This is a genomic window from Flectobacillus major DSM 103 (assembly GCF_000427405.1).
Lineage (GTDB): Bacteria > Bacteroidota > Bacteroidia > Cytophagales > Spirosomataceae > Flectobacillus > Flectobacillus major.
In genome coordinates this window covers 109,690-126,396 of sequence record NZ_KE386492.1, presented here as the reverse complement: position 1 = coordinate 126,396, position 16,707 = coordinate 109,690, and the positions used below count along the sequence as shown (strand labels likewise).

The window sequence follows — 16,707 nt, the reverse complement described above, 5'->3', positions numbered from 1 at the left end:
TAAATCCTGATACAATAATGAGCCTGATAGGGGTTGAGGGATTTAAAATTTATGGGAAGAGGAGTAGTAATATAAATGGTATTAAAAAAACTCAACGAAGATTTGTTATTTTCAATAAAATGATTTTCCTTTACAAAAAAGTAACTCTACACTAAAAAACTCATATTAATTATGAAAAATTATACTTTATTTACGCTGTCTTTAGTAGTATTAATACTTGCACAGGTCTTCTGTCAGGCCCAAATTTCCTATAAGTTAGCTAAACACCCCACTTCGGGCATTTACCAATTTAGTATTATTTCTAAAAAAACGTATTCTTCCCCCTTCAATGCCATATCAACGGCACAAGTTACTTTCAAAGTTCTAGCCAATAAGGGATTTAGTTTCAAGAATTTTATACCCGCAAATGCAGAAGACTCGTGGACACAAAATCCTGTAGTACATAATACCAAACTAGCCCCTTTGTACGATTATTATTCTTTAACTCTTCAGCATATCGGGACAACTAATTATCCTCTGGTTGCAAATAAAGAGGTTCTCCTTTTTTCTTTTCAAAATGGAGGTTTACAAGATTGTACCGTTGAGCTGATAGATAGCCTAGATGTTTTGGCAAAATCGGTAGCCATCACCAAAATTAATATTGGCAATCAAATCAGTATTTTAGGAGAACATCATGGCACACAAAACATGTATTTAGGGAATTATGATGCTGGTGTATCTCTTGAGTCACTGTTATTTATTCATAAAGTTTATCCTAATCCTGCTTCAGAAAAGCTTGCCGTAGAATGGGAAAACCAGCTTGGCAATAATGCTGTTGGGGATGAAATATCTTTATATATAACAGAAGGTATATCTGGTTTACTAATCAAAAAAGAGGTTCTGTCCAATGTCGCTCTTGGTACCAATAAGACTTCACTGCCCTTAGACGGTATTTTGTCGGGTGAATATGTCTTATATCTCCAGCTAGGAAATTACAAATCTCAAGGGATTCACTTTAGTATCTCCCGATAAAGTATAGGCAATCTCTATCGTCTTAATTGTTCTTATCAACCTTCATATATGAAAACTTTTTTTCTACGACTAACGCTAGTTATTCTAGCTACATGCACGACTTCGTTGCTATTTTCACAGTCATGTCCAAGTCCAACTATTGTAGGTACTCGAACCACTTGCTCTGGAAAAGACTTAAATCTGTCAGCTACAGGATGTACCGCTACTGTTTTATGGTACACCAAAAACCCTGCTACAAACCCTAATATAAAACCCTTTGATATGGGGGCGAATATTGTAGTGTCAAAAGCTGGTACAAGCAGTACAATCTATGCTCGATGTGAGAATAGCACCTGTAAAAGTGATGCTGCTTCGTTTGCTATCAATGTGCTTGCAAAAAGTACAAAAAGTAATGCTCTTTTTTCGTACGGAGCTAATACGGTATGTCAAGCATCGGGTATTTTGTCTCCAATCAAAAAAAATGCTAATACGCTTTTAGGGCGATTTATTTGTGGTGATTCTACCAACATAAGCATCGATGTTGATGGAAATATCAATACCCTAAAAAGTAAAGCGGGGGTTTATTATATCAGCAACGTGGTAGAAATAAACGAATGTTTAACGCTTAGGCATCTTGAACGAATCAGGATCAAAGCATGTACACCAACCGAAGTATGTCCTACGGCTCAATTTAAACTTATCAGTAAAGTCTACGATTTGTCAGATAGTACAAGCTATCGCCCAATCATGGATAGTACTGCTCGGGCTGGCGAGTGGAGTATTACAGCCAAAATGCCTCTTAATTTAGATGGAAGCTTTACACCATCTCAGCTTGCTGTGGGTAAATACCTATTAACCAATACTTTGGCTGCTTCAAAAACCTGTAAAAAACAAAGCTATTCCGATACAATTCAGATAGTAGAGTCTCGAACAAAAGGCCCTGGTATTACAGCCGAAATAGCAGCCACAAGTTCGCCTTCAAGCTATTTGCCGAGTGTTACGCCACCGTCTCCTAATGCAGCATCTTTAGGTAAATATGGTGATATGCCCGTTAACTTTTATACAGGACAGCCATCTACGTCTATTCCTTTGTATACCATCAATTCGGGAGACATTGTTGTGCCTATTAGCCTTAGTTATCATCATGGTGGTATCAGGGTAGAAGAAGAAGCGTCTAATGTTGGACTTGGGTGGGCACTCAATACTGGCGGAGTTATCACTAGGACTATCAGGAATTTAGATGATCTGAGAAGTAAAGGTATTCCCTTCAAACCTTTGGCTAGCAATCCTGAAACAGACCCTTACGTAAAAGCAAATATTACAGATTCGGGATGGGGCTTTCCGGGGATAGATACAGAACCAGATATTTTCTATTATAATATCGGAGGAGAATCGGGCAAATTTATTTTAGAAACATCTACAGGATTTCCTCTGAAAGGAATCACACTTAATAAATCAGATGTGTCGATTACATGTAGCCTAGTGTCAGGGGCAACTACACCTCCTGCTTATGGTACTTTACCTAAATACAGATGGGTAATAAAACTAAGCAATGGCATAATATATACTTTTGAAGAACAAGAAGTTGCTGTTACAGTATATGGCCCAGGAGGTTCTCCACAAGGATATGAAAACTCAGACTATAGTACTATGCCTGTATTAGGCTATAACTCTATGCGTAATGGTCAACTTATTACATCATGGTATTTAAGTAAAATAAACTCTCCAAATACCCAAGATGAGGTTATCTTCAACTATGACCAAACTTCGGCCTACTATTCAACAAGTAGGTTAGCGGCCAATGAAGTCTACTTTAATTCTGGCGTTGAGCCTCAAGCTGATGGCAATTGTATGAGCCCTTATACATTAATCCCTAAGGCTGGTGGGTTTAATTATTCGGCTACTATTACACGAAATGCCTATTTAAAAAGTATTGTTTTTGATAAAGGGGCAAGCTCTGTTAACTTCTCATTGTCTGATAGAGAGGATATTCAGCAGTATGTTTTTGGAGCAAATAGCCCTACCGCCATTTACCTAGGTAATATAGATGATAGAAGCTATCCTAATTTACCTAAAAAGCCACAAAAAATCGATGCAATCAGTGTTCTATCGGGAAGTACCGAAGTAAAAGTATGGCAATTGACATATAGCTATTTTAATAGCAATGTTGTTGATATGGTACAGAATCCAACTGTAACACAAATCAATAAAAAGTTTAATAACCTGAGATTGCGTTTGGACGGACTCAGAGAAAAAGAAAATAGTGGATCTAATACACTGCCAGGCTACAAGTTTTCCTATTCGGGCGATGTAGTCAATAGCAGTGGGCAAGTTACATCGCCTGTGGTATTACCCTCAAAAACGTCATGGGCTAAAGACTATTGGGGGTACTACAATGGCAAAGTAGCTAACAATAGTACCATCAATACCCATATTATTCCTAAGCTAGTATATCCTAAAATGTATGGTAGCAAAGATTTATTTACACTTGAATATAAATTTGTTTTAATGGGTTTTGGTAACACGCTCGATATTGGTATCGATAGAGAGGTTGACCCTAATTATGCAAAATACGGCACGCTACAAGCAATTATTTATCCAACAGGAGGAAATACTCAATTTGAATATGAATCGCACAAAGCTTGGGGTGGGGCAGGCGATGTTGAAAGAATTACGCTTTCTTCTTATGGTAATAATCAATCTTCAATATTAACAGTGCCTCCTTATACTGGAGATGTACAATATATGGCCGATATTAAGTATACTCTTAGCTGCTCAACACCTCCAAATAGCGGTGGAACTGTCTGTGGGCCATCAGGAGTAAATGATACTAATAGTAATACTTGGTATGCCAAAATTACTAGTACGGCTAATCCTAATTTTAGACTTAGGACTTATCTGGACTGGGTGTACAGAACTTGTACTTATTGTAATAGAGTCATCGAAGAGCAGGGTATTCCAATGCCTACAGGAAACTATCAGGTATTTACTAATGCCCCAAGCTCTGCTTTTCTTCCAATTCCATCTGTCACATTAACTTTAAATAAATATTATCCTACCGATTACAAAGAGGTAGCCGTAGGAGGCCTCCGTATTGCTAAGATTACAGACAAGGATAATGCTAATATTGCCAAAACAAAGGTATTTGTTTATACAAAAGAAAGTGGAAGTACTTCTGGCAAACAAATGCGTCCAGCTATCAAGTTTATAACAGGATACAAAGAACAACTCCGTATTCAAGAAGAGGCATCGGTATTTATGAATAATGGTATGTGGACTCCTAACTGTGTCAACAAATATTGGGCTGTAGAAATGAATGCCTATAGCCTTTCGCCATTGGGCAATTCTGCTAGTGGAAGTGCTATTGGTTATGATAGGGTGGTTGTTCAAGAACAAGGAATGAATAATGGAAAAACGGTTTATGAATATATAAATCAAGCCGATGAAGTACCTAGTAGCGTACTATTTCCTGATATACCAACCACACAGTATTTGGGAAATGGGATGTTGACCAAGGAAATATACTATAATGCCGCTGGCAATAAGGTTAAGGAGGTTTTGTATGAACCTACCTTAAAACCTAACACAACCACTTTCTACACAGGAATGAAATGCCTAATGGGGGGTAATCTTAATACCTCTGGCTTACAACTTGCAAAAGTTTATTATAAGGTTAAAGCTGAGTTTTGGTACAATGCTTCTACAACAGAAAAAACCTATTTTGAAAATAACACTACCACTGTTATTAATAGAAGTTATTATACTGCTAGTAATCATTACCAAATAACCAAGCGTGAAAACATAGATGCTAAAGCTAATACTTTGGCTACTATCTATAGCTACCCCAAAGATATGGTTGCTCTTAATAAAGACCCCAATGGTATCTATGCAGGCATGGTCAGTAACAATATCGTAAGTCCTGTAATTGAGGAAACAACAACCAACGCTTCAGTACAAACCTCATACAAAATTACCTCTTATAAAAAATGGAATAATATATTTTATGCCCCCGAAACCATCAAAACTCAGATAGCTACAACCGACCCACTGAGAACGGAAGTTACTTTTAATAGTTATAGTACATCTGGTAAACCTTTAAGCTATACCGATAAAGGGGGCTTAACTACCACTATGACTTGGTGGAATGACTCTGATATAACAAAATACAATTTCCTTAAAACAAAAACTGTTAATGCTCTTACCACAAGCTACGATTATTGGCCACTTATCGGACTAAAATCTATAGTAGACCCATCTGGAAAAACCACCTCTTTTGTGTATGATTCTTTTGGAAGGCTTACTGCATCCAAAGACCTAGACAATAACTATTTAAGTGCTACATCTTACCATTATACAGCCTCAAGTACTTATGTGCCAAACTGTACTGTAGCGGCTCCAATTATATCCATTGGAAGTAATACCACTTGCTCGTCTACATTATCTGCAAGTAATTGTTCAGGAACAGTATTGTGGAGCAACGGTATGACAGGAAGCAATATATCCTTACCGTCTCAGGTTACCCAAAATATTACCGCTTTATGTTCAAGCAATGGCTGTAACAGCACTGCTTCTAACGAAGTTGTATTTCCTATTTTACCAACAGGGTGGAAAACTCAGGACGTAGGAAGACCTGTTACTGGGGGGTGTACTCAGTATAATAATCCAACCCTGACACTCAATGGCAGTGGCTTGGTATGGGGCAATACAGATACCTTCCATTGGGTGTACAAAAACTATTCGGGAGATATTACCCTTATTACCAAAATAAGTAGTATGCCCGCTATTGATGGTCGACGTTCGGGCATTATGATTCGTACTTCTAATGCTCCTGATGCCCCTTTCTTTGAGATTATATTAGATGGCAATGGCAATGTTGGGAAACTAAAACGACGAGATATTGCAGGAAGCGTAGAGTTTGTGGGCTATGCTCCATCACCTGTTGGACAAACATGGCTAAAACTAGAGAAAATAGGAAACCAATTGAAGGTATATTACAAAAACGATACCCAAACTTCGTGGAATGATTTTGGCTGGGATAACCCCACCGAAAATAATAACATAGGTAGCAATTTTTTAATTGGCCTAACTGTAAGGGACAATAACGGAGCAACCAACGTAACTAGTTTTACCAATACAACCATCAATGGACTAGCTTTTTAGAGCTAGTTCATTGACTGACTTATCATTGCTTTAAACATCGAACTACCCTGATTATGAAAAATCTATTACGCTATAGCTTCATATTCTACTATACCCTGCTGTATAGCCAGACTTTTGGTCAATCCCCAACAATTACCACAGCAAGAAACGCCATTAGGCAAAGTATATTTACACAGCCTACTACTATTGTAACAGATGGTTTGTCCACTTCAAAAGCTATTATAACGATTAAGTATTTTGATGGCTTAGGACGGCCTTTACAAGAAGTTGGCTATCAACAAAGCCCTAATAATAAAGATATTATTTTAAATAATGTGTCTTACGATGTCATAAGTAGGCCCTCTACTACGCATTTACCCACCCCAACTACCAATGCTACAGGCGGGCATGTAAGTGATGTCAATACGCTAGCGAAGAGCTTTTATGACAACGATAATGCTCCTTTCTCCAAAACTGTTTATGAGGCATCTCCCCTCAACAGAGTATCGCAGCAGTATGGTGCTGGGCAGGCTTGGCAAAATACCAATAGGGCTATCAATACCAGTTATGAAGTAGCAGCTGAGAATATCCGTAGATACGAAGTGAATTCCGCTAAAGATATTGTTCTTAGTGGAAACTTCGTTGCAGGAACTTTGTTCAAACTTAGAACTACCGATGAGCAAGGACATCAAGTAGTTGAATTTAAAGATGCTGCTGGACACCTTATTCTCAAACAGATTCAGGACAATACTGAGTCTTGGCTTTCGACCTATTATATCTACGATAACCTATGGCGACTCGTAGCTGTTATTCAGCCAAATGCCTACGACCTAAACCAAACCCTAACTGCTAATTCCAGCAACTGGAATGAGGGAATCTTTTATTATGTCTATGATAACGAAAGTCGATTAGTTAGCAAGAAAGTACCTTCTGCCGACTGGGAGTATTTTGTATTTGATAAATGGGATCGTATGGTATGGTCACAGGATGGGCTTCAACGTCAATCTAATCTATGGAAGTTTTACAAATATGATAACTACAATAGACTTATTCTTTCGGGTATCAAAACCGACACCCGAAATCAAGCAACACTACAAGCCGAAGCCAATGCCTGGACAGGCAGTAGATTTGAAAGCATATCTACTCAAGCCCCGTATTATACCATTACAAGTAGCTATCCATCTAACATAACGATTGCAGATATTTATACACTTACATATTTTGATGATTATCAATATTGGCTACCAACAGGGATGTTCTTTATTGCTAACGATTATGCCTCTCAGCCATATACCAGTGCTAAAGGGCTTCAGACAGGAAGTGCTACCAAAAATCTCGAAAATAACACATGGTTATATAAAGCTATGTATTACGACAAAAAAGCACGAGTAATTCAGCATCTCCAACATAATGTATACAACAAAATTGATAGGCAAGATTTTTTGTATGCTTTTGATGGAAAAGTACTAACCCAACGAAACTATTGGACTTTGGCCAACGGAACAAGTACTATAGAAAATACCCAAAACGCTTATGACCTTACCAATAGACCCACGTCTGTTCGACACGGTTTTTCTGCTACAACCAACACCGAAATAGCTCAGCTAAAATATGATGAGGTTGGCCGACTTATTCAGAAAAAAATCGCCCCCAATTCTAATATCGTCAGCAACAAGTTTCTAAAAGGAAAAGTCCTTCTTGCAGGAGGTATTGGCGTAAGCCAAATGAACACCAGCATGGCTAGCTCTGGGTACCTACCCACCCTAGAGCCTTATACCGCCTTGGGTGGACGCTTTGTCCATGTGGGCGGTGGTGGAAACGAACAAACTACCTTACAAGTATTGGCCGCTAATCAAGGAACGCCCAATGCGATTGTTGACTGGGTATTTGTTGAACTAAGGTCTGCAAGCAATTCGGCCAATATTCTCAAAACTCGTTCTGCATTGTTACAAGCCGATGGCGATATAGTCGATATCGACGGTGTTTCCGACCTTAACCTAGGCAATTTACCCAATGCTAACTATTATGTAGCAATAAAACACCGTAATCACCTTGGTGTAATGACAGCCGAGGCGGTAAGCTTTGCCAGCACTACTACCACTGTCAATTTTATTACAAGAACGCCTGCTCAAATCTATAATGTCGTATCCGACTACGATGGGGGAGAACGCAAAAATACAAGCTTGGGGTATGCTCTTTGGGCAGGCGATGCCAATCGAGACGGAATGGTGATTTACCAAGGGGGAGGCAACGACATAAGTTATGTATTTGCCAAAGTGTTCTCAGACCCCGGAAATGTAACACACCTCAACAACTATATTGTTTATGGATATAATCCTGAAGATATTACGCTTGATGGAATGGTAATTTACCAAGGCCCCAACAACGAAAATAATTATATTTTTAATAGCATAATGACCCACCCACTCAATGTGGAGAAACTTAATATCTTTTTAGTTGAGGAGCAAATACCACCCAATAGTGTGGTTGTTCCTAGCTCTGTTCAGTTGTCGGCTCTACAAACGATTGATTATCGTTATCATATCAGAGGTGGACTTTTGGGCATAAATCTCAATTCTACAGGTGTTCCAGTACCCAATGCTTCAGAATCAGATTTGTTTTCCTATCGTTTAGATTACGAAACAAGCAACCAATGGGACGGCAATATAGGCAAGCAAACATGGACAAATGCTCAAAACCAGCAACGAAGCTATACTTTTAGTTACGACATTTCCAAACGCCTTAAATCAGCCGTTTACACAGGTATTGGCCCCGAAAATTATGGAATACCCTTAATTACCTATGATAAAAATGGAAATATTACTACCTTACAACGCAATGGCAAGGTAGGCAGTGGCTATGGCCTAATGGACAATCTGACCTATACCTACACTGGCAATAAGTTATACAAGGTAGAGGATGCCATTTCGGGTGATAATATTGTAGATTTTGTAAATCGAAATGCAGTTACCAACGATTATGACTATTATAGCGACGGCTCGTTAAAAAAAGACCTTAATAAAGAGATAAGCCAAATAGACTATGACCCGTATTTAAAACTTCCTAAGCAAATCAGCTTAACGAATAACCGATGGATAAAAATAACTTATGCTGGTGATGGAAGGGTCTTAAAGCGAACCTACTCAACAGGCGAATATTGGGAATACGACGGGTCGATGGTTTACAAAAATGGGCAACCGTATCAGTTATCTACGCCCGAAGGGAGAGCTACCTATGTGAGTAATGCTTGGGCTTACGAATACAATATCAAAGACCACTTAGGTAATGTACGAGTATCATTCAAGAGTAATTCAGGTGTATTACAACAGGTAGAAAGCACCAATTATGACCCATTTGGGATAGAGTTAAATGGCACAGGAACGGCAAATAGTGTTGAGAATAGATTTAAGTATCAAGATAAAGAAAGCCTAACGCTCTTTGGATTAAGTGGCATCAATGATTTTGGAGCTAGGTATTATGATAAGACTATTGGACGTTGGTGGGGAGTTGATGCTTTGGCGGATATATCAAGAAGGCATTCGCCTTATCAATATAATAATAATAATCCTTTACGTTTCATTGACCCCGATGGGATGTCGTCGGTTGGAGCAGATGGATTGACTACTGACCAGTGGGTAGCAGCTAGAGGTGATGCGGATGCAGAGAATGAAGCACGGCAGGAAAATAGGAATAAGGATAGAAAAAAAAGAGAGGATGCTCAACAAACAAGACTGTCATATAAAATTGGGAGTTTTAGTGGTTCTGATGGTGACCTTGGGCGAACACCAATAGCTGGTATCAGCGGAGATACTGATAGCGAAGAAGATGCCTTGGCTTCTTTTACAAGAAATTTTAGTATAGGGATTGCATTTTCTCTGACAGGGAATGGAAATATATTACTAAATCATTTTTTAAATGGGGATGGTTCTCCCATAAACTTTGCAAGTACATCTGACATGGCTAATTTGATTTCAAATAATGGCTCTTTTAAGAGCTTTGTAAGAATGTTTGGAGAAGTTGCTTTAAATTATTTTAGCAAAAATAGCACATTATCTGATTTTGATGGAAACTTAGCTCTTGAAAGTCTAAGACCACAATATTTTGGTGGAATTATTAGAGATAATTTATTTTCTTGGACTGTAATGGGAGGGTATCAGTATATGCAAGTCGATATTACAAATATATCAAGCAGCAAAGTTGGAATGACTATAAAAATTGGAGATATATTTGGTGCTGGTCGTGGTGATGCTAACAGTAACTTACCTGGTTTATCAGAAATGTATAATCTACAACATAATTATGGTAGAGGCAATAAATATAATCCGTTTCCTTGGGCAGTTCAAATAAAAACAGAACATATCAAAACAAGAAATATTCAAACTAAATTTTAATGTTTTACATAAGATTAGAAGTATAAAATAGCATGAAAAAAATAATTTCAATATTAGGAATTTCCTTTTTCGCAATAAGCATTAGCTGTAAAGATAAAGAAAACATAGAAAGCGTTAGAAATAGTAAAATTTTGATGTTTTACTCTGAATTAGAAGTGTCACACCAAATAAGATCATATTTTCACACAGTTTATGTTGGAAATTATGTTGTCAAAGACAGTACAGACGAATTATTTCTTTTAAAAAGGGCAATGAAGTATGTAGATACAATAAGCCATCATAAACCTGTATCAAATATAGTCTTTATTAATGATACTCTTGATTATCCAAAATACATGGATGATGAATTTCGATTTAGTGATGATTATAAGAAAAAAAGAATTTTTCAAGTCTCTTTTAATGAAGATAGTTTAGTGAAAGGGAAATATTATGTTAATTTTTCTGCACAAATGTATCCTTGGTAACCCTTCTTATGTCTCTCCTAAGGCATTTGGGAGGCGTATAAAAGTAGGGCTCTGATTTTGGTAAATACATTGTATGGTAATACGTATATCCAAATCGTTTTGAACAAAGTCCATTAAGTAATTATGGTAGTGCAGGCCTAAATTTACTTTCAGCAGTCCCCGTATTAGGCACAGCCATGAAGGGTACCAAGCTGGCTGTAATGGGGACTAAAGCCATTAGTAGTATGGCGAAGATGAAGGTGATCAAAAGTGCATTGGTAGGAATTGCTGGAGTACGCAAATACAATGGTGCTATTACTACGGCAAAATACTCTCAATGGACAAAAATTGATGGTTATCAGATTCATCATATTATACCTCAGAGTCTTATGGATAAACCCATTGGTAGAGCTATATCAAAGGTAGGGTTCGACATAGATGCTGGTGATAATCTACGATATTTACAAGAAGGATTTCACGCTAAACATGGTGCTTACACAAAGTATGTTAGAGACGAATTGCAATCTATAATTGATGTCAATGGTAAATTAACCATATCAGACATTAATGGAGTTATCAATAATATGCATGGACTTATTGATAAAGCAGAAGCTGCATATAAGTCATCAGGAACAACTTTAAATAATTTCTTCAAATGAACTATTATCGATTAACAGAGTCAATTGAGCCTAAAATTGTCGGGGTAAAGCATGGGGCAGGACAAACTATTTATAATAATGAATTTATACACAATAATAAATGGTATGATGATTTGTTTTTTGGTGATGAAAGCAAAGACAAATGGCGGTCGTGGGCAAGAATAACACAATTTGCTAAACCATTGATTAAAATTCCTATGGAAAAGCAATCAAAGCATACTGATTATATTGGCTTTTCAATACGAGGTTTTGCGGTCAATAACAAACTACGAGAGATATTAGAGAGTAGTCATTTACCTAAAAACCATAAATTTTTAGAAACTACCTTTATACAAAAGGATAAAATTGTTGATGGCTATTGGTGGTTTGTCTATGATATGGAAACAGGTGAAAACACTGTTGATTTTTCCAAATGTGAATATGACTTACGTTACCACAAGAGAAATTTTGGTGAAGATTTTACGGTTAATATTCAGACTTACCAAGACTACATGAACGTATTTTACGAAACTGGTAGTGCTATGAGAGTTTCCAAATTGGTATTCAATCAAAATTTCGACCAAGAATTAGATATTTTTGGCACCCAGTTTTTAAGTTCAAAAGATTATGTTTCAGAACGATTATTGAAAAAAATGGAAGAAGCCAAGATAACAGGTTATGAGGCAATATCACCCGAGAGAGCCAAAAGACGAGCAGAGTTTTTAGGGGATAATTATTGTGAACTAATCTTTTTATAAAAAATAGAGGCTCCGAGTAGATATTCCTCAAAGTTAGAGTCTAACGGGGGCATATCCATTCGGAGTTTTTTTGTTACTCTAAATCTTCGAGCAGTTCTTTCAATTCCTTTTCAGAGATATTATCTTTTACTTGCTTGTCGTAGATGGTCAGCAAGATAACTTCCTCATTATCAGTAATGAATTGGATAATCAACGAAGCTATATTTTAGTTATGATTATGCCAAACGCCTTAAAGTCTGCTGTTTATGCAGGAGTAAATCTGAGAATTATGGAATGCCCTTAATTACCTATGATAAAAATGGAAATATTACTACCTTACAACGCAATGGCAAAGTAGGTAGTGGCTATGGCCTAATGGACAATCTGACCTATACCTACACTGGCAATAAGTTATACAAGGTAGAGGATGCCATCTCGGGTGATAATATTGTAGATTTTGTAAATCGAAATGCAGTTACCAACGATTATGATTATTATAGCGACGGCTCGTTAAAAAAAGACCTTAATAAAGAGATAAGCCAAATAGACTATGACCCGTATTTAAAACTTCCTAAGCAAATCAGCTTAACGAATAACCGATGGATAAAAATAACTTATGCTGGTGATGGAAGGGTCTTAAAGCGAACCTACTCAACAGGCGAATATTGGGAATACGACGGGTCGATGGTTTACAAAAATGGGCAACCGTATCAGTTATCTACGCCCGAAGGGAGAGCTACCTATGTGAGTAATGCTTGGGTTTACGAATACAATATCAAAGACCATTTAGGTAATGTACGAGTATCATTCAAGAGTAATTCAGGTGTATTACAACAGGTAGAAAGCACCAATTATGACCCATTTGGTATAGAACTCAATGGTACAGGAACGGCAAATAGTGTTGAGAACCGCTTTAAGTATCAAGATAAAGAAAGCCTAACGCTCTTTGGATTAAGTGGCATCAATGATTTTGGAGCGAGGTATTATGATAAGACTGTTGGTAGATGGTGGGGAGTTGATGCATTGGCGGATGATTTTGAACATTTAACACCATACAACTATGCCGAGAATAATCCAATTTTGATGATAGACCCTGATGGTCTGGCATCGAAATATAATTGGGAAACAGGAAAGTATGAAGATAACGGAAAGGAGGTAAGTTGGGACAATGTTCAACAAGAATATGGCATAGGACAGAGCGATAACACTAACGGAGAAAATAATTGTTGCCCAGACGATGACAAAACCCAAAAGACAGAAGATACAAAACCAGCAAGCGGACTTAGTGAAGATAGTGCATGGCGATATATGCCAGTAGTTGGTTCGGGAGCAGATGCGATTGATGCTTTTGACAGAGGAGACACTTGGACAGGTCTAGCACATACTGCATTGGCAATTTCTGATGTGTTTTTAGTCAAATCTCTGGCTACTGCAGGTATAAAGGGTGCGATTAAATTAGGGAGTCATACATGGCGTGCAACAAGAAAGTGGGCGGTACAAAAAGGCTATGCTTTACCATATCAAGATATACATCACTGGGCAATTCCAAGAAACCAATGGGGTAAAAAAATTCCTAATTGGCTTAAAAACCAACCTTGGAATTTTAAGGCGTTACCTAAAAGTCTCTATGACCAAGGTTATAGTTGGCGAGAAATACACAACGCAATTGAAGGAAAAATTAATAAAAGTGGTTTTAATCTAAACTATTTACAACGATTATATTATGGAACTCCTACTTGGCCATGGGCATTTGGCGTTTCTACCACAGGTAAGGCTTATAAAATTTCTCAAAAATAAAGATGACCGAAATGATAACACCTGATGATATACATTTTCCTGTATTTGCAATCGCTACAAATCAAACTGTATCTTCCATTCCTAATATGTCAAGATTACAAAGATGTACATTGGCAACGTTTAAAAGTGGCTGGTACGAAGGCTTAAAGTTATATGATTCAGTAGGCAATTTATTTATTGTTGAAAAAGTAGAAAGAATTAAAACATACTTTTCTATAGATCTTCTTTTCCTTAATCCTTTTATTCATGTATCGATACAGTTATCTAATATACTGCATACTTATGCTTTTGAAGATTTAAAAAAAATAATTCAAAGTGATATCAAAAATTATCCTGAATATTGGGATAAGATAAATTATAAAAAGAAAATACTAAATGAAATCAGGAACTCAAATGATATGGAGAATTTATTTAGAGTATATAGTAAATAGTACAAATGTTATTACAGTGTATAAGATAGTACTATCGATTTAGTCAATCGAAATGCAGGTACTCCTCCCGCTTGTTGTAGCTAGGTATTATGATAAGACTGTTGGTAGATGGTGGGGAGTTGATGCATTGGCGGAAGCAGATGAAGACTTTTCACCTTATCTATACACCTCTAATAATCCCGTACTCAATATCGACCTTTTTGGTTTAACAGATGTTAATGGCGATGGAAAAGATGATGGTACGATATTACCTCAAGTTACCGTTATAGCCCAACGAGATGAAAGTACGCTCAATAATATACAGCTTACGCTAGATGGCATAGGTCTTTACCCTGGAGCAGGCACATTAGCAGGAGTTGTTAACGCAGGTATTGATATTTATAGGGGTAATTATGGTAGTGCAGGCCTAAATTTACTTTCAGCAGTCCCTGTTTTAGGAACAGACATGAAGGGTACCAAGTTGGCTGTAATGGGGACTAAAGCCATTAGTAGTATGGCCAAAATGAAAGTGATGAAAGCTGCTATCCCATTAGTTATAAGGCGATTAAAACCGGCAGGAACACAATTACATCACATCATACCTAAAGGCGTTTATAAAGATAATGCTGCCATTTTCGATCAACTAAAAAACTTTGATATTGATAACATAGGCAATCTGATACCTTTAAATAAAGGTTTTCATGGAAATCACCCTGCATATAGTGAGTATGTAGCAAAAGAACTCACAGAGTTAGCAACACAAAATGGTGGTAAGTTAACAATTCAACATATTACGCAAACGGTTGATAAAATGGAAGGAGTTATTCAAAAAGCCAACAATAGTTCCTCAAATTTAAATGATTATATTAGAACTCTTAAATAACATGAATTACTTTACTTTTACTACCGATGGAGGAGATCCAAAAGTTACAGGTATTAAAACGGGAACTAGCCAAGTATGGTTTGATACTGATTTTTGGTCTAAAAATCAGCAAATTAAAGCGTTCATGTGGCCTGATGATAGAAAAGATTTACGATTTTTATCGGGTATCAAACCTGAATTTAGCCTAAACTTAATAGGCTTACCAATGCACAAAAATGCCAAACACACTGATTTGATCTATCTAAGTTCATTGCTTCATGGTTACATAGTTTCTTCAAAGTTTCGGGAGCTATTAGAGCAATTTAAGTTACCTTCACATCATTTTTACAAAGTCACTTTTTACCAACCTGATAAAAAAAACAATGAAATTAATGAGGTAGATGGATATTGGTATTTTTATTTTCAAAAAGAAACAGGAAGTCAAGTATTAGAGTTTGATAAATCTGAGTTTGATACCAGTTTTCATACAAAATATCTCAATCTCAAAGAAGATGGATTGAAAGTTAGTACGTATGAAGAATATTTAAATATTTTTCATACAGGATATCCAGCATTAAAGTGCAAAAAAATGGTTTTCAATGATAATTTTGATAAAAATCTTGATTTTTGGGGATGCAGATTTTTATCACTCAAAGATTATATTTCTGAAAACTTATTAAAAGCAATTGAAGAGAAAAAGATAACAGGTGTAAGAACTATAAGCCAAACGCTCGCCAAAAGACGAGCAGAGCTTTTAGGGGATAATTATTGTGAACTAATCTTTTTATAAAAAATAGAGGCTCCGAGTAGATATTCCTCAAAGTTAGAGTCTAACGGGGGCATATCCATTCGGAGTTTTTTGTTACTCCAAATCTTCGAGCAGTTCCTTCAATTCCTTTTCAGAGATATTGTCTTTTACTTGCTTGTCATAAATGGCAAGCAAGATAATTTGCTCATTATCAGTAATGAATTGGGGAATCAACGAAGATATATTTTAGTTATGATTATGCCAAACGCTTAAAGTCTGCCTCGGGTGATAATATTGTAGATTTTGTAAATCGAAATGCAGTTACCAACGATTATGATTATTATAGCGACGGCTCGTTAAAAAAAGACCTTAATAAAGAGATAAGCCAAATAGACTATGACCCGTATTTAAAACTTCCTAAGCAAATCAGCTTAACGAATAACCGATGGATAAAAATAACTTATGCTGGTGATGGAAGGGTCTTAAAGCGAACCTACTCAACAGGCGAATATTGGGAATACGACGGGTCGATGGTTTACAAAAATGGGCAAC

Annotated in this window: 10 protein-coding genes; all 10 read left to right on the top strand. The window is 36.9% G+C overall.

The annotated features are described in order from the left end of the window. The first annotated feature begins 171 nt into the window (after nucleotides 1-171). The 10 genes from FLEMA_RS0166415 (at nucleotide 172) to FLEMA_RS0166365 (ending at nucleotide 16,197) form a co-directional block, all read left to right on the top strand. A complete protein-coding gene (locus FLEMA_RS0166415) occupies nucleotides 172-1,011 on the top strand; it encodes a T9SS type A sorting domain-containing protein (protein WP_026998151.1) in 840 nt (279 codons plus the stop codon). A gap of 48 nt (nucleotides 1,012-1,059) precedes the next feature. Continuing rightward, on the top strand, nucleotides 1,060-6,150 hold the full coding sequence (locus FLEMA_RS0166410; RefSeq protein WP_026998150.1) for an RHS repeat protein: 5,091 nt from the start codon (nucleotides 1,060-1,062) through the stop codon (nucleotides 6,148-6,150). A 53-nt stretch (nucleotides 6,151-6,203) separates the two neighbouring features. Continuing rightward, nucleotides 6,204-10,520, top strand: coding sequence for a DUF6443 domain-containing protein (locus tag FLEMA_RS0166405; RefSeq protein ID WP_026998149.1), 4,317 nt, complete (start codon nucleotides 6,204-6,206; stop codon nucleotides 10,518-10,520). A gap of 32 nt (nucleotides 10,521-10,552) precedes the next feature. Beyond that, on the top strand, nucleotides 10,553-10,984 hold the full coding sequence (locus FLEMA_RS0166400) for a hypothetical protein (RefSeq protein WP_026998148.1): 432 nt from the start codon (nucleotides 10,553-10,555) through the stop codon (nucleotides 10,982-10,984). Between the two features lie 176 nt (nucleotides 10,985-11,160). After that, a complete protein-coding gene (locus tag FLEMA_RS0166395; RefSeq protein ID WP_026998147.1) occupies nucleotides 11,161-11,622 on the top strand; it encodes an AHH domain-containing protein in 462 nt (153 codons plus the stop codon). Next, nucleotides 11,619-12,359 (top strand): imm11 family protein, encoded by a 741-nt coding sequence (locus FLEMA_RS0166390; protein WP_026998146.1) that lies wholly within the window; start codon nucleotides 11,619-11,621, stop codon nucleotides 12,357-12,359. The genes FLEMA_RS0166395 and FLEMA_RS0166390 overlap by 4 nt, the downstream gene beginning before the upstream one ends. Nucleotides 12,360-12,632: 273 nt before the next feature. After that, nucleotides 12,633-14,135: an RHS repeat domain-containing protein gene (locus FLEMA_RS0166380; RefSeq protein WP_026998145.1), complete on the top strand. Its 1,503-nt coding sequence runs from the start codon at nucleotides 12,633-12,635 to the stop codon at nucleotides 14,133-14,135. A 2-nt stretch (nucleotides 14,136-14,137) separates the two neighbouring features. Continuing rightward, on the top strand, nucleotides 14,138-14,566 hold the full coding sequence (locus tag FLEMA_RS0166375; RefSeq protein ID WP_026998144.1) for a hypothetical protein: 429 nt from the start codon (nucleotides 14,138-14,140) through the stop codon (nucleotides 14,564-14,566). A 52-nt stretch (nucleotides 14,567-14,618) separates the two neighbouring features. After that, complete coding sequence (locus FLEMA_RS0166370) at nucleotides 14,619-15,428, top strand: AHH domain-containing protein (RefSeq protein WP_026998143.1); 810 nt, start codon at nucleotides 14,619-14,621, stop codon at nucleotides 15,426-15,428. Between the two features lies 1 nt (nucleotide 15,429). Continuing rightward, on the top strand, nucleotides 15,430-16,197 hold the full coding sequence (locus FLEMA_RS0166365) for a hypothetical protein (RefSeq protein ID WP_144080211.1): 768 nt from the start codon (nucleotides 15,430-15,432) through the stop codon (nucleotides 16,195-16,197). Nucleotides 16,198-16,707: the final 510 nt, after the last annotated feature.

What these genes read in the sequence shown, in the direction of transcription:
- FLEMA_RS0166400 (WP_026998148.1), top strand. Translation starts at nt 10,553, where the DNA reads ATGAAAAAAATAATTTCAATATTAGGAATTTCCTTTTTCGCAATAAGC.
- FLEMA_RS0166390 (WP_026998146.1), top strand. Translation starts at nt 11,619, where the DNA reads ATGAACTATTATCGATTAACAGAGTCAATTGAGCCTAAAATTGTCGGG.
- FLEMA_RS0166380 (WP_026998145.1), top strand. Translation starts at nt 12,633, where the DNA reads ATGCCCTTAATTACCTATGATAAAAATGGAAATATTACTACCTTACAA.
- FLEMA_RS0166405 (WP_026998149.1), top strand. Translation starts at nt 6,204, where the DNA reads ATGAAAAATCTATTACGCTATAGCTTCATATTCTACTATACCCTGCTG.
- FLEMA_RS0166415 (WP_026998151.1), top strand. Translation starts at nt 172, where the DNA reads ATGAAAAATTATACTTTATTTACGCTGTCTTTAGTAGTATTAATACTT.
- FLEMA_RS0166375 (WP_026998144.1), top strand. Translation starts at nt 14,138, where the DNA reads ATGACCGAAATGATAACACCTGATGATATACATTTTCCTGTATTTGCA.
- FLEMA_RS0166365 (WP_144080211.1), top strand. Translation starts at nt 15,430, where the DNA reads ATGAATTACTTTACTTTTACTACCGATGGAGGAGATCCAAAAGTTACA.
- FLEMA_RS0166410 (WP_026998150.1), top strand. Translation starts at nt 1,060, where the DNA reads ATGAAAACTTTTTTTCTACGACTAACGCTAGTTATTCTAGCTACATGC.
- FLEMA_RS0166370 (WP_026998143.1), top strand. Translation starts at nt 14,619, where the DNA reads ATGCAGGTACTCCTCCCGCTTGTTGTAGCTAGGTATTATGATAAGACT.
- FLEMA_RS0166395 (WP_026998147.1), top strand. Translation starts at nt 11,161, where the DNA reads ATGAAGGGTACCAAGCTGGCTGTAATGGGGACTAAAGCCATTAGTAGT.